We start from the raw sequence: 15,116 nt of genomic DNA, 5'->3' as shown, positions 1-15,116 counted from the left end.
TCCTGACTGATTTTGAATTGTCACTTAGAAACTGCCATCTGTCCATGTTTCAATCCCTTCAAGGTAAGCTCCTGACTTCCTTTAGCCATACCCTCACCGCCTTGTCCTCTCATAGTTTCAATCCCTTCAAGGTAAGCTCCTGACCCCAAACAAACACATTAAAATAAGAAGTTTTTTGTCAAAGCTTTATGATAAATCAGGACACTATAAAAAAATCAAAATCCTAAAATAATAACTTATTCTTCAAATTACTCAAGTATACTTTTATTTTCTTTAATTTATAAAATGTCGTCGACCCCCTGGGATTACAACGCTATTATAGGTCGACGACACTTAAACTTTCAAAGGATATTGTCATCTCCACCCTTTTTTACGCCTAACTCTTCTCGCTTTGTATATACTTGAGATCTAAATGTATAAAAAATAATTGAATCTTTTTCAGGATTCATCAAGTTCTCTAATTCCATTTTTAATTTATTATAGTTAGCCGGCGATATTTCTCCCTCAAGCACAGAGTTTTGTACCCAATGTAGATACTTTCGAGAAATTTTCAAAGCTTTACCTACTCGTTTCTGTTCAAAATCATAAACCAATATGACAAACAGAAAAAACATCCTTTCCTATTCGCTATTGAAAAAACATACACCTCGAAACAGTTCAGATTAGACATTGTTTAAATTTATCATAATTTTTTGATGCTTCTATAATAATTCTACATAAATTTTCAGATTCCTGCAAAATTTACCATTGAGCTTTGTAGGGTTTATATTCTTTTTCTTCTAGAAGGTGTTTTTGAATCTTATATAGCTCCAAACGAATCAATCTCCTGTTTGATACATTTCTACCTAAGCCACGATGCTTTTTTGTTTGTTTTAGTCTTTCGTCTAGTTCCCTGATAAAGATTTTCCTACCTTCCTCTGACAAAAGAATAGCATTAGTATGTTTGTCAAAATGTTTTTTATTTAATTGCTTTCTATTAAGCAGGCTAAAGATAAGCCTGTCAACTATAATCGGCTTAAATATTTCTGCTACATCGAGATTTAGAGAGAAACGTCTAAAATTTGTAGAATGAAGAAAACCAATCCGAGGGTCTAAATATGTTTTATAAGTTTCACTCAAAACGATCGTGTAACAAAGGCTATTTCCAAAACTTATAAGAGCATTAAGCCGGTTTAGCGGTGGCCTTTTGGTTCGTTTTTCAAAAGGAAAATCTTTATTTTGTATAATATAATCAAAAAGCGAATAATACTTTTCCCGGGCATGACCTTCTTCTGCCATAAGTTCTTCTATTTCCTTTGCTTGATCTAGGTTTTCCAATTGTTTCTTAAAATCGTCTATAACCGCAGTAATTTCATCTGCTCCACTCACTATTCTATTTTTATAATAGTTCAAGACCTGAGTCATCTGGCTAATTGACCCAAATATAATTTGCCTTGCCAAATCAACCCTTTTCTCATAATCAATATAATGTTCAGCCTGTTTCAAAATCACATGACCAGAATTAAGATGCTCCCTGGGATAAAAAGTCCCCATATAATAACCATAGTACTGATTAAAATAATGAACACAAATTTCTTTTTGGGACAAAAACTCCATGGAACTCTTTGATATATCAACTTCTCCAAACAAGTACAAATCATTCGTATCCTCAACAGGTATAAACTTCTTACCAGTTTCCTCTCCTTCGAACAATAGACTGTTGTCTTTTCGCCTCAACCTTCCTTTTTGAAAAATATATAAAGTTTTTTTCACTGTTATCCCTCCGCCCAACAATATTCCCGGTAGGCACACTTTTTGCAAAAATTAATCTTTTTTGGAGCTGGCGGCACTGGCTTTTTTGCAATTTTTCTGATGTCTTCAACTACTTTGTCAAGCTCTTTTTTCTTTTCTTCAGTCCACTCGACCTTTTCTCGCTTTTTTTCCTGGGGAAAAAGAAGTTCTCCCCTAGCTTCAATCCCCATTTGGCGCAAACTGTCTAAATAAAAGAGCAGTTGATATCTAGAACTTTCTTTAAATCTAGAAGATTTTTTCACTTCACCAACCACTACTTCTTCTCCTTCTTTTCTTACTCTATCTACTTTTATATTTCCTGCAACAATTTCTTTTTTGTTCTTTTGATAGGTATTTCTATCAATAAAACGACCTAGATCTAAATTTTCATCCTCCTGGTCAGCTGCTATGCCTCTTGATAACAACCATACTTCTCGCTTGCATATAAAATAATACCAAATATGCGTAGCTGTAACTGCCATTTCATAGCTCAATAATATCACCTTCTCAAAACAAACATAAAATCAACTTTCTTATCACCACATACGAGCATCTTCTAATTCTATATAACCTTTCTCCTTAGAGTAATATTCTTCAATTTGATTACGTGGGACCCACATAAATGAGGCTTTTACACCATTTCTATCCGAAAAATCAAACGCTTTGTTTTTGGCCAGCCTAGTTGCTCTTACTGGCACCATATATTCGCTTAATTTAACTAGAAGAAGCTTTATAATTACTTTTCTTTCAAATTCGTTAATACTTACTATTTTTTTATCAAGCACATTAGAGATAAACTCTTTATCAGTTTCCATTTTATAATCTTTAACCATTTCATAAGCGTCCGCCAGCTGAGATGCATTTTCATCCAATTCAATAAAAACATCAATAACTGAAACATCATCTTCAATTAACTTAAACTTATTAATAACATCAAAATCAAGCTTTTTTATAGCACGCCAGATTTCTCTAGATTCATCTGAAATTTCGCACGCATATTCCCGGAAATATCCATCAATTAATTGCTGGTAACTCTCTTCTGGTATCACTTCATAACTGGAAAGTTTCTTTTTTGTGTCTTCAATTTGATGGAAAGGGTAAATATATTTATGGTCCTTTTCCAGCTGAAATACGTATATTGGGGAAGAGATATATAAATTGTTTTCTTTGTTTAATCCACTTCTATTAATCCTTCCTGCCGTTTGAATAATTGCATCAAGTGGAGCTAAATCTCTATAACCTATATCAAAATCTAGATCAACACCTGCTTCAATAGTTTGGGTTGATACCATAACAGTTATATTTTTCTCTTTTAATCTGTTTTCAGCTTCATTTATTATTTTTTTTCTATCCAATGGGGTTAAATTAGTTGACAAATGAAGTACTTTTACTTTCTTTTCATCAGATAAAATATTTTTTAAAGCATCAAAAATTTCTATACAGCGCTTAATTGTATTTACAACTATTAAACTTGATTTATAATTCCAAGTATTTTCAAAAAACTCAAGAAAACCATTTGTATCAAAAGGTTGTTGCAATGTGGGAATTAATTTTGTTCTGTCTAACTTTTCAAAATATTTCTGGTTATCAGATAGTAACTCTAAAGAAGACATACTATTAGTATTTGTTTTAGTTTTTGATTCTTCTTCAATTAACTGCTTACCCAACTCTATAATATATGGTTGTGTAGCAGTCATTAATATAAACCTACTTCCAAAATATTCAGACAACTTAATAATCATTGCTCCAACTACAGGCATATATTTTTCAGGAATAGATTGTATTTCATCTAAGATTACCACGTTTCCCGCTAATTTATTAATCTTTTTTAAGCTTGAATTCGAATTTGAAAAAATAGATTGAAACAATTGTACAAAAGTAGTCATTATCACGTCGCCTTCCCAAGCTTCTACTTCTAAAAGAGATTGGTCTAAACTTTTTTCATAATCTCTGTTTTTATCGTCATTATTTTGATATGCAGTTATTTTTAAATCAGCGAGTCTATGGTGCACGTTAACTCTTCCATAAGCTTCAAATACTTCAATATAATCTTTTTTGGTTTGTTCAATTATATTTATGAAAGGTATAGCTGTAATTATTTTAGGCGTGTAATCATATATGTTACTTAATCTCTCACATAGGTATAACCCAGCTTGTAGCGAGGACAAAGTTTTACCAAGTCCTGTCGGGGCAGTTAATGTGAAAATTCGATGCTCTTTTATTTCATCATCTGATAATCCCTGAAGATTATTAATGATAGTTTTCCTAGCGACTTCTCTATCATCATTCACTATTTGTTGCTCTGTAACTCTTCGTTTCTTAGAAATATAATCAGTTACTTTTTCCACAGGGGCTAAATTTATTTCTTTTGTTTTTATCAAACCTGCATCAAGCTTGTCTTTATCAATTAACTGTGAGTACAAATAAATCAAAAGAAAAAACCATCTTTCATGAGGAAAGTTTATTAAGCTCATATAATATTTTTTTAAATGCTCCTTTGCATTTAAGTCCAATGGATTATTTTCTAAATAAGTTTTAACCTCTTTCTCTGACAAATCTATATCTTGAGTTATTTTATTAATTCGCTTTAATATGTTATCTGTTTGTGCTTTTAATTCATTTAACTGTGAAGGCAAATGTGAATAACTAAATAAATCCTTTACACTAAGATCCATATGGTGCAATCTTACTGCCAAATAACTTAAAAATGCTATTTTATTAGCTTCGGTTTCTTTTAAATGCGATAAAACAGAAGATAATTTCAACCTATTAAATAGAAAAATAGCTGAAATATGAGAATGTCTTTTAAGCTTGTGTTTTTTGTTATTAACCAGGTATGTCTGAAAAAAATCAGTAAATTTGCCAAAATCATGAAACAAGCATGTCTCTTTAACTAACTTTCGTATATCAGTGCTATTTAATATATCATCAAATTGAATAGTAGTAGGTACAGAATTTTCAGCAGCACCAGCTACATCATTTAAATGTTCTTTTAACTCTTTTTTTATATTTTTCTTTTCATCATAGTGAGAATATATAATTTCCTCTTCCATTAGCTCACCTCTAACCATGTAATAACTTCTCCAGAATTTAATTTAAAGGCTTTTTTTATTTTCGCTTCTACTTCTTGACTGTTTAAATTTACTAAAAAATCTGCTTTTTGCTTTAGTTTTCTTTCCCTGTCAAATTCTAGCGGGAGTTCTTCTTTAATTATAAAGTAATTTTCTTTCCCAATATTTTCTTTTATATCAAGTTCTATTACATTCCCTACTGGTACGGCTGAAAAAATCTTTGCAGAACCATTTATCTCTTCGGTTACTTCACTTTCTCCTAAATATTCTATCCAACCTAAATGTTGTGCTGTCCCTAATGCCACTGAAATACCTCTAGTACAAAAACCTACATCTTGATTTAATAAATCTTTTAATTCATTCATTAGTTCTTCATCTTCATGGTGAAACCATATTTGATATTCTAATTCTCCTGTACGTATATTAGAAGGGGTGATTATTTCAGTTGGAGTTTGACTTGGATTGGGTTTATCTCCTCTGAAATCGTTGGGACCTTTAATCATTAAGAGATTTAAAGTTTGTACATTTTTTTTAACCGGTTGTCTGATGCCAATTGCTATATTACACTTCTCAAGTGAGAATAACTCATAGTAACTATCACGTTTATAGCCCAAAATTCCTGCAATGATTCCTGTAATCGTTGTTCTAGGTGGCAAAGTATACGACAAAGATGAAGAATTTGAATAATAACGACGAAAGTGAGCCATTTTCCCTTTTAATAAAAAGCTAATAACTTTCATTTTTTATTCCTCACTTTCCATAGGCTTCCAGAGATCTACTTCTATAGTATCATTCCCTAAATTAAACAATTTTTTATTAAGTACTAAGGGATGATACCAACATATAATTTTATCTATATATCCTAAGTTCTTCATTTTCTCTATTACTTCACTCAACTGCGAGTCATCTATTTCCAAATCATTTAAGCTTCTTACATATTCTTTATTACTTTTAACATTTAGGAATCTACGCAAATCTCCAATAAATCCATCGAAATTTTCATTGTACTGTAATTCTAAATAAAATAGAGGGGTTTGACCCTGTTTGCTATCCGTTTGGTTCATTAAAATACCTTGAACTAAAGCTTTTCTGAAAAGTTCCTTATCTTTTTCAGTCATCCCAGTTTTTTCTGCGCTAAACTTGTTTATAGTTCCAGAGTGCACAACTAACCCATAATATATCTTATGCTTTTTACCAAACGTAGAACTATCGTCACTCATTATAGATGTGATTGTATTAGATTTCATTAGTTCTACAGGATGCAAGGAATATCCCCATGTAATTTGAACTGGACCTGTAAAAGTACGAGTAACATTATCAACAGCCATTGCACTTCCAAAAATTCTTAAATCTATCAACCTTTCTTTTATTACTGCCGTAGTAAATTCATTGTTAAAACGATTAAATATTGTCTTCTTTTTGTTATTATTTTCAGCCTCTTCATAAATTTCTTTTATTGTTTCTTTATTACTTTCATTCGCTAAATCTTCCCATGCTTTTTTTAATTCGTTGTACTTTTCAAATAAAGAAGTTATACGGTCTTCTCCTTGGAGATAATTATCACGAATGTGCTTAAACATATCTTTCATTTCTACTTTTTGGTCAGTTAATGTGTCTACAAATATAGGATAGCCCTTTTCTTTTAAAGTATTTCTTATGTCACGTTTTCGCCTAGCATCGCTTACCAAAACGGTTTTTGTCTCATAATCCATCCGGGGCTTATCTTCTTGATCAGGATCACCATTAGGATTTGTCATTACAGCTTCAAACCCAAACAAAAAATCACTATTTTTTGATAATACCACTAAAATCACTCCTTATTGTTTTTTATTCTTTTTCTTCCAATGTGTTAATAAAGCTATCTCCTACCATATAAGCATAACCAGCCATTAAGTAAAAAACATTTTCTTGTTCAGTTAGTTCCTCAGTTTCATTTACACCAGTATAATTATGAAATGCCGAAAGTAACTTTTCTGATAACGAATTTTTTGAACTTGAATATAGATCATACTGACGACATTTTTCAAGTAATTCCTGGTAAAGCCATATCATTTCTTTGTGGCTCATCCCTTGATAGCTAACTTTTTTCATTATAGGCTTACTTTTATGATTTTTATTATACTGTGCAGATGCAACCAAATACATTACCGTCCCCAAATAAAACATTGCCCTAGGCACTCTATCAAATTTTTTCTTATCCAAAAATGATTCCATCTCATTTAATCTGCTATCATTTGTTTTTATCTGCAAGTCCTGAACCCCCCTTCTCTGAAAAGATTTTTTGTCAATAATTTCTAAATGCTCACATGTTTTAAGTAAAGCTAAATAGCGCATTATTAGCTTCATTATAAAAAAATCTAACTTGTTGCCAGCAAAATCGAGATTAAAATACTGCCTTATCTGTGATTTGTTTAATTCTTTTATTCCCTTGTCCATAGCTTCAACGGCTAAATCAAATATGCTAATAGTTTCTATTGAATGCCCTTTTAGTAAAGCTTTATACATCCCCAAAATTCTTTGAATATCCAATTGATTGTTTTTGTTGTCTTTCCTAACAGGGATCATTCGATATATAGTTCCAAGTTTCATAGGATTTATGAAAGGCACAAATGTACTCGATATTTCTCCAAGAGCTTTTATTAACTCAACAAAATTTGTAGTTGGTACATCTTCAATAGTCTCTAATATATCGACTGAATTTCCATCTGTTCGATAAACTATAAAATGAATCACTTGAGCTGTTAATCCTAACTCTTCTGATATATAATTAAGCGAATATTCAAAGTTCTCGTATTCATAATGATCAAAGAAAAAATCTGTATCTTTTTTTATTTTTATCCCTTCTAAATTATAGTCAAGATCATTTATCAGGCTTTCAGGTATAATAAATGCTCGTTCTCCTGCAATATAGCCAGAGAAGCTATTAGAAACTTTTTTTTCCCCAAATAGAAGATCTTTAAAGCAATCACCACAAATTGAATAATTGTCATCAAAGGCTTTTTTATTCAAATTTTTTGCAGCGTTATATGTAGTGGTAGTAAAAATTTTGTTGATACCTGACCGACTAAATTTTGAGGTTAAAGAACTACTTGTGTCCGTCCTGTTATCGTGACACAAATAACAAAGTTTTTTCTCCTTGCTAGATTGTACATTTTCAAGCTGTTCTTCTTTTTTTACAAGCAGGATATAATCTCGATGATTCGAAAGTATTATAGGAGGTTCTTCTTCTTCTCTTTTAACTTGGGGAATTACAAGTACAAATTTATCATTTTTTGATGCATCCGTTAAATATCTGATAAATTCTTCCCCTTTTAGTGAGTTTTGACCAAAATTAATTGACTTTTTTTTCTTATCTACAACTCCTTCTTCTATTTCTGAAAAACATGATAAATTTACGTAACCTTCCCCTTTTTTATCACCCACTTTTATAAGTTCATTTTGCTCTAACTCATTTAATATAATCTTCAACTCCGTATTTTGCATTTCATTTTTAATCAAAGCTAAATTAAGATCATTAAATACACTAGTTAACAAATAATGAATATTATCTCCAGAACGAGTAAGATAATATTGAAGTGCAGCAGCTGAGTTGTTACCAAAATAGTTATAATTGAAAATTGAAGATTGGTTAAATTTTTTACTATTTTCAAACCTTATTTCTTTTTTGGGAATATCAAAGGTCATATGAATTATATATTTTCCCTTTTGATTATCTTTTGAAGAAAAGTTTATATCCTCTACTAACATAGCCAATTCAGTATTCCCACCAATTTCATTTTTTGCTTCTTTCCCAATCTTTGCAGTTAAATGAGGTAATTTCATTAATATGCCCCTTTCGTATTTTAAATTGTCCCTTTCAGGTAAGCTCTTTCTCAAGAGACAAAAGGCCAAATCCTTGAGAGGCCTTACTTGAAGCACCCACAGCAAGGGCAAACTCTAAAAGTTCCTTCGATGCTTCAAGTCTGTATAACCCACCCCAAGCATTTATAATCGTGTTTTTGTATTTAGTAACAACTTTATCTTTTTGTGTTACTTTTACAGGTTTAATCAAAAAACGTGTTTTTGTATTTAGTTTAGTATTATAGTAAGTCTCATATTTGTTTATAACATTTTCTTCAACAAGATGCTGAAAAGCCTGTTCTTCTGGCTTAAAATAATGCGTAAATTTACTGCCATCCCGTCGTTCGTAAGTTGTATATGTAGTAATTGGAGATATGGCTCTGACCAGTATTTTATTTGTATTTACCAAATCCTCAATAGTCTTAATCTGGGTAACTTTCAACTTATGATTAAACAAATAAATACTGTCAGATAGCATAAAGTTGTTGGCTAAATCTCTTAAAAAATGTGGTATAATGGATGATATAGTAATTTTTACATTGTCGTAGAATGTTATTTCTTTATATTTCTTGTTAAATTTACTTTTTCCTTCCAACCTGCTAAAAGAAAATAATTTATATGATTTTCCTTCTTTTTTATAGCCATCACCATGCATGAAATCGCCATAATCTTTTGACATTTTGCCGTAAATTAAACCTTGTACTTCATAATGATAATGTATAGAAATTCTTAAAGGTTTTTCTAATTCAAAGGTTATTTCTAATTTCATGTTTATCTCCTTCCATTAACCATCTTCATAAAAATTATAACATTTAAAAAAAGAAACATCAAGAAATTTTTGCTATTTTTCAATTCCAATCCCTGCGAGGTAAGCTAATTAACATCCATAAACCATCTTCAATTTCAATTCCATCTATAGCGGATAATCTAAATACATCATAACTATTACTTGAACTACTGTCAATTAACTTAGTTATTTATTTACTTAGTTATTTATTTTTTTAAATCTTTAAACTTTTCTCCCCCTCTAAAATTACTTCCAGCTTAACGCGTGTAGGGAATTTTTTTATCAGTAAGGTATTTATATTCATAGCTAGTTACCTACATTAATCTGCTCTTCAATCTATAATAAATATAAAATATATCTCTCAATCTATGTTATAGATCTTTTAACTTATCAAATTCATTAAAAATCAATTCTTCTACATTTTCTGATGTAACCTGGAGCATGTCTATGTAAGTAAAAACTGCTCTTTTCATATCCAAATATTTATGTTTTTTGTCATTATGAGGGGTAGAGACAAAGTATAAATTTTCGTTCTGTAATATTTCTATTTCAAATTCATTACCATATTCATCCGGACGAAGTGGAGAAGCAAACCAAAAGTCACGGTTAGAGAAATACCCGTGTTCCCATGCAGACATGTCTTCAAATTCATATTTTGCAAGATATATAGAAGGTTCGCTTAATAAATATATATTCATGCCATATATAGGCCCATCTTGCCAATAGTTTTCTAATTCTTCATCTTCTGTTGATTGGTATAGTTTAATAAAGCTGGTTATTAACCAACCATTATAATCAGGGTCAGACTTGTATCTTAGAAAATGACTTTCAGTTGAAGGAATATAGCTACACTCATATGCACAAATGTCGCAATACCTCATTAGCTTGTCAATGTTTTCATAAGTCTTCAATACTACATCAAAAGCATTTTTAATATTTACTTTCAAATTCATATGCACCACCCTTTAAGACAGTTTCGCCAAGATTAAAGTCAAAATTTAATGTTGTTTCATCATCAACTTTGCCTTTAAAACAAAAGTGTTCGCCTGCCTCTACTTTATCTAATCCAATTTTAAAATCCCTAAATCTTTCTAGACCTCTTCTTTGTAAAAGTTGTTGAATATCATTTAATATAAGTTTTTCAAAATCATTTAAATTGTTATCATTGATTAACTCTTTTATTTTTTCATAGAAAATTTCCCAGGATAGATAGCCCACTGAGACACCATGTTCCAAAATATTTCTATCAATTACCTCCTGTACTGTAGAATAGCTAAAAGGTTCAGGAGCTACAAATAACAATAGAGGTGTTTCTTTGTTATTACAGATGTTATTTAGTATCCTGGTTTCTATAGCTAATTGATTGATGCTATTTTCTTTTACATTAATTTCAGGTTCATTTGCTATATCATCTTCGGAAGAAAGGCCGCTTAAATATTTTACTTCAACACCTATAATAAGGTTTTCAAAGGTTAATAATAAATCCAATTCTCCAAGAGAATGTTTAGGCCAAAAGTGAATATTATCATTCCAGTAATCAAAGTTTAGTGAATTCAATAACCAATTTGTTTCATCGTATTCTTTTTTTATACAAGCTTCATTTAGTATTATTTTCATAGCTTTATCAAAGGGGATGTATCTGAGACTGCCGAAAACATCTCCAGTAAGTTTATCTTCAGACCGCTCGCTTAAATTTTTTCCTTTTAGACCAACTTTACCTTTTATTTCGGAAATCATAGTCCTCACCTTTATTTGATTATTTCTTAATAATTCTATTTACTAATTTATTTAGCATAGCCTCTACAGTTCTATCTGTTAAAAACTACCATGTCTATTTTAATAACTTATGTAATAATGGAAGTTTCTAACTAACTTTAAAATATATGAATACAAAGACATTAGCAAGTCCCATTTTTAGTTTTTTAAAACAGGCACTTAATTTAGTTTCCATCTCTTTTACGGATGATTATAATATCTTAGCTTCAATCCCTTCAAGGTAAGCTCCTGACTCGCACTACTCGTACTTCAGAAACAATCGAAGAATAGTTTCAATCCCTTCAAGGTAAGCTCCTGACCGTTAATACCGCCTATTAACGAGTTTATTCCGCCAAGTTTCAATCCCTTCAAGGTAAGCTCCTGACCCAAACAAAAGCATGAAATCAGGATTTTATTTATCAGGATTTTCTTCTAAACAACAATTACATTTATAACTAAAATTTTGAAACAACCCACTTATCTTTAAATTCCTCAAACATCTTTTTATTTTCTCTAATGTACAAAAAGTCGTCGACCTCCTAGAGCTACAACACTATTATAGGTCGACGACTTTTACTCTAGTTAGTTTTTTTATCTCCCTCTTTTATAAACTCTAAAAACCTCTCAACAAGGGTAGGATCTAGCCTACTTCCAGAAAGTTTATTAAGTTCTCTAATGGCTTCTTGTTTATATTTTGTTCCGGGAGCACCTTCATTAATAAGTTTTTCATATGTCCCTACCACTGCTATTATTCTAGATAGCAAGGGAATGTTTTTGCCTTTTAACTGTCTTGGATATCCTGTGCCGTCCCAGTTTTCATGATGGGTTAGTATTTCAGATGCAATATGGACCAAGTTTTCTGAGGAACGTGCAATCTGATAACCTGCTTCTGGATGTTTTTTCAGAGTCTCCTTCTCTTCTTCGGTCAAGTCAGCCTGATCTTTTTGAAGAATATTTTCAGAGATTACTATCTTTCCTATATCATGTACACTGGCAAGAAGAGTTAACCTTTCTAGTTCAAACTCTACTAAATTTAGATAAATTCCAAAGTCAAATACCAGTTTAGTTAGCCTCCAGGCATGTTCTTCGGTTTCATTACTTTTTTCTCTTAGGTCATTTATCAAATTATAAATTATTTTGTTTCTTGCCTTACTGCTTTCAGCAAGTTTATTCTTATACATTCGCACCTCAGCATCATTCAAAATATCATCTAAATCTTCAGCTTCAGTTTCTTTTGTAGCAACGCCAAAGGATATGCTTAATGGAGTTGACCCAACGATGGTCTTATCACATTCCTGCTTTATTCTTTCTGTAATTTGCTCTGCCATATCCATTGGGGTCTGAGTCAATAATATAACAAACTCATCCCCTCCCCAGCGGCCTATCAAGTCTTCTTTGCGGCATGCCTTTTTTAACACTTGGCCAGCTGATATTAACAAATCGTCACCCATACTGTGACCATAAGCATCATTCACAAGCTTTAGTCCATTAACATCAAGCATTATTACACTTATTGGAAGCTGTCTTTTAGTGTCTAATCTATTCATTTCCTCCTCAAGGTAAACCCGGTTATATAACCCTGTAAGATTATCATAAAAGCTAAGGCGCCGTACTTTCGCCTCTGCTTCTTTTCTTTTTGTTATATCTCTGCTGGCAAAGACTGTATTTTTTATATTTCCATCCTCATCTACTATCACATTCCCTGTTGCTTCAAGCCATCTATAATTTCCTTCGTTATCAATAAATCGAAATTCTTCTCTACCTGAAGAACGATTATTTATTGCTTCTAGGAAAACACCTTCTATAATCTCCTTATCATCAGGATGCAAAAATTCAAATACTGACCTGCCAATTAACTCTTTAGGTTCATAGCCAAGGGTAGGCTTAATTGAAGGTGATACATAATTTATTATTCCATTTGAGTCTGTCATTGAAATAATATCTAACATATTATTAGTTATTGCAGAAAACTTTTCTTTTTGTTCTCTTAATTCTAGTTCTATATTTTTTTGAGTAGTAATATCATAATTTGTAACTATAAGTCCTTCTAACCCTTCATCTTCCCCCCATACCGGATAAGCTGTAATACTCCAGTAGCGACCATCTAGAGTTTTTTTGATAGAGGTGCAGGTCTCTTTCCACTCTAAAGCTGATACGGCAGGACAATCCTTACAAAGCGAATGTTGTTTATACCATACCTCGTAACATTTCATATTCTTAATCTCTTCGAAATCTTTGCCAATTAAGTCACAAGCCGCTTTGTTCGCCCATTTTATACTAAAGTCCTTATCAAGGTAGGTTACACATTCCGATATAATATTCAGTATAAGTTTTTCTAAATTTTGTTGTTCTGGACCTAACTTCATATTATAACAACCCCAAACTATAATATACCAATTGTATACATTATTAAAATATAACCTATCATATTTATTATAAAAATTTTATCATTCATTGTAAATAAGACTGTTACCTCTTTTAACCAAATTAAAATCTAAACAAACTATATGAAAGTTTTAATCTTCTAAAATCTCATCTATGACATCGTATGATGTCCCAACCGGAACGTCAACTTCTTTTATATAATTAATTAGTTCTCTAAGCCTTTCCACAGAATTTTCATCTGCTTTATGAAGGGTAAAAGCTAGCAGACCGTCCTTTTCTTTAGTTTTATCTACAAGCCTTTCTAGATTATAATGGCTGGCTAAAGAGTTCCAATTACCATGAGGTCCTGTTAGGGTTACTCTTTTAATCTCATAAGGATTTTCTTTTACATATTCCCTAGAGTTTATGTTTCGTATATCATTAGCCCCATTATTACCTGTTGGCCTATTGTAGTCGTCGTTAATAGACCCAGCATAAGCAAGGTCATAATGTTCTTTGACCTGTTCTATAACCCTGTCATTATATTGATAATAAGGATAGACAAAAGAAACAGGTTCAAACTCACTTAAAGCTCTTTTGCTATATTCAGCTTCAATTCTTATTCTTTCGTTGCTTTGATTAGTCAAATTTGGGTGAGACGAGGAGTGAGAGCTTATCTCCCATCTTGGCTTTGAATTCTTATACACATTATAAATCATCTCCCAGGTTGCAAAATCATCTAGTTCGTCAAGATATACCGTTGCGGGAGACCAGTTGGCTGGGATTTCTTTTTCTTTAAACAGTGGATACAACATCTCGTATTGATTTTTTGAACCATCATCTAGGACAAAAGTTATTAGCCCTGGCCTTTCAGGTTCTTTCTCGTCATATACTTTGAGCTTTCTTTCTGCTTGGTCAAGCTCTATTATAATACCTAGTCCTTCCAAAATATTTAGTGGCATTATAATGTTATAATCTTCAGTTATATACGGGGAAAAGTCTTTTTCTTTTTTCTCATCATTTATGATATATAATTTCTCTCCAATATAAAAAAACACTTTTTTATCATCTTTTTTTATTTGGTATTCTGATTCATAATTATTAATTTCAACATCCAAGTTATCTTTCACAAAATCAAGGGGCATGAGAATGTTATTATCTTTTACCCAAAACTTGTCCTTGTCATATTTTACCTCTTCCCCATCTATTATAATGTCGACTTCATCAGCCGCAAACGAAGTATTTAACAAAATGTCAAACTTGATAGATGATATTAAAAAAAATAAAAGGATCAAAAGCAATACATTTCTTCCAATCAAGCCAGTCAATATAACCACCTCATATTGAATAATTTTAAGCCTTCGCTAATATTAATTTGTATATTCATATTGTGAGGTGGTTATATTAATTCATCATATTTTGCCTTATAACAAAAAAAGACACCTTTTGATAAGGTGCCTAATTTTTCTACTATAATATGTAGTAATTTAATGTTGACATTAATAAATACCCGGGTTATAATGATTCTA

Annotated in this window: 12 protein-coding genes and 1 CRISPR repeat array (1 of these 13 cut by a window edge); all 12 genes read right to left on the bottom strand. The window is 31.3% G+C overall.

All coding sequences use genetic code 11. The annotated features are described in order from the left end of the window. A CRISPR array of direct repeats spans nt 1-144; the repeat unit is 30 nt; unit sequence GTTTCAATCCCTTCAAGGTAAGCTCCTGAC (it extends 4,082 nt beyond the left edge of the window). Between the two features lie 197 nt (nt 145-341). Further along, nucleotides 342-605 carry a CRISPR-associated endonuclease Cas2 gene (cas2, locus tag ACONDI_RS01210; RefSeq protein WP_420848169.1) on the bottom strand — a complete coding sequence of 88 codons (264 nt, stop codon included), beginning with the start codon at nt 603-605 and terminating at the stop codon, nt 342-344. A 136-nt stretch (nt 606-741) separates the two neighbouring features. Next, entirely contained in the window at nt 742-1,752 is a 1,011-nt protein-coding gene (gene cas1b / locus ACONDI_RS01205; protein WP_241079680.1) for a type I-B CRISPR-associated endonuclease Cas1b, read from the bottom strand. Between the two features lie 2 nt (nt 1,753-1,754). After that, entirely contained in the window at nt 1,755-2,252 is a 498-nt protein-coding gene (gene cas4, locus ACONDI_RS01200) for a CRISPR-associated protein Cas4 (RefSeq protein WP_420848168.1), read from the bottom strand. A 54-nt stretch (nt 2,253-2,306) separates the two neighbouring features. Beyond that, a complete protein-coding gene (gene cas3, locus ACONDI_RS01195; protein WP_241079678.1) occupies nt 2,307-4,823 on the bottom strand; it encodes a CRISPR-associated helicase Cas3' in 2,517 nt (838 codons plus the stop codon). After that, nucleotides 4,823-5,581: a type I-B CRISPR-associated protein Cas5b gene (gene cas5b, locus ACONDI_RS01190; RefSeq protein WP_241079677.1), complete on the bottom strand. Its 759-nt coding sequence runs from the start codon at nt 5,579-5,581 to the stop codon at nt 4,823-4,825. Before cas5b ends, cas3 begins: the two co-directional genes overlap by 1 nt. A gap of 3 nt (nt 5,582-5,584) precedes the next feature. Further along, nucleotides 5,585-6,646 (bottom strand): CRISPR-associated protein, encoded by a 1,062-nt coding sequence (locus ACONDI_RS01185; RefSeq protein ID WP_241079676.1) that lies wholly within the window; start codon nt 6,644-6,646, stop codon nt 5,585-5,587. A gap of 22 nt (nt 6,647-6,668) precedes the next feature. Continuing rightward, a complete protein-coding gene (locus ACONDI_RS01180; RefSeq protein ID WP_241079675.1) occupies nt 6,669-8,663 on the bottom strand; it encodes a TM1802 family CRISPR-associated protein in 1,995 nt (664 codons plus the stop codon). A gap of 34 nt (nt 8,664-8,697) precedes the next feature. Further along, a complete protein-coding gene (gene cas6, locus ACONDI_RS01175) occupies nt 8,698-9,450 on the bottom strand; it encodes a CRISPR-associated endoribonuclease Cas6 (RefSeq protein ID WP_241079674.1) in 753 nt (250 codons plus the stop codon). A 389-nt stretch (nt 9,451-9,839) separates the two neighbouring features. After that, nucleotides 9,840-10,415 (bottom strand): hypothetical protein, encoded by a 576-nt coding sequence (locus ACONDI_RS01170; RefSeq protein ID WP_241079673.1) that lies wholly within the window; start codon nt 10,413-10,415, stop codon nt 9,840-9,842. Next, the gene (locus tag ACONDI_RS01165; protein ID WP_241079672.1) at nt 10,399-11,205 is read right to left on the bottom strand and encodes a hypothetical protein; all 807 of its coding nucleotides are present in this window, start codon (nt 11,203-11,205) and stop codon (nt 10,399-10,401) included. The genes ACONDI_RS01170 and ACONDI_RS01165 overlap by 17 nt, the downstream gene beginning before the upstream one ends. Nucleotides 11,206-11,801: 596 nt before the next feature. Continuing rightward, nucleotides 11,802-13,589, bottom strand: coding sequence for a diguanylate cyclase domain-containing protein (locus tag ACONDI_RS01160; RefSeq protein ID WP_241079671.1), 1,788 nt, complete (start codon nt 13,587-13,589; stop codon nt 11,802-11,804). Nucleotides 13,590-13,739: 150 nt separating this feature from the next. After that, a complete protein-coding gene (locus ACONDI_RS01155) occupies nt 13,740-14,915 on the bottom strand; it encodes a polysaccharide deacetylase family protein (protein ID WP_241079670.1) in 1,176 nt (391 codons plus the stop codon). Between the last annotated feature and the right edge of the window lie 201 nt (nt 14,916-15,116).

This window comes from Natranaerofaba carboxydovora, from assembly GCF_022539405.1.
GTDB classification, from domain to species: domain Bacteria; phylum Bacillota; class Natranaerobiia; order Natranaerobiales; family Natranaerofabaceae; genus Natranaerofaba; species Natranaerofaba carboxydovora.
This window is presented reverse-complemented; position numbering and strand designations above follow the sequence as displayed.

Coding starts and splice junctions, on each gene's coding strand:
- cas4 (WP_420848168.1), bottom strand. CDS start 2,252: ATGGCAGTTACAGCTACGCATATTTGGTATTATTTTATATGCAAGCGA.
- cas3 (WP_241079678.1), bottom strand. CDS start 4,823: ATGGAAGAGGAAATTATATATTCTCACTATGATGAAAAGAAAAATATA.
- cas5b (WP_241079677.1), bottom strand. CDS start 5,581: ATGAAAGTTATTAGCTTTTTATTAAAAGGGAAAATGGCTCACTTTCGT.
- ACONDI_RS01180 (WP_241079675.1), bottom strand. CDS start 8,663: ATGAAATTACCTCATTTAACTGCAAAGATTGGGAAAGAAGCAAAAAAT.
- cas6 (WP_241079674.1), bottom strand. CDS start 9,450: ATGAAATTAGAAATAACCTTTGAATTAGAAAAACCTTTAAGAATTTCT.
- ACONDI_RS01165 (WP_241079672.1), bottom strand. CDS start 11,205: ATGATTTCCGAAATAAAAGGTAAAGTTGGTCTAAAAGGAAAAAATTTA.
- ACONDI_RS01160 (WP_241079671.1), bottom strand. CDS start 13,589: ATGAAGTTAGGTCCAGAACAACAAAATTTAGAAAAACTTATACTGAAT.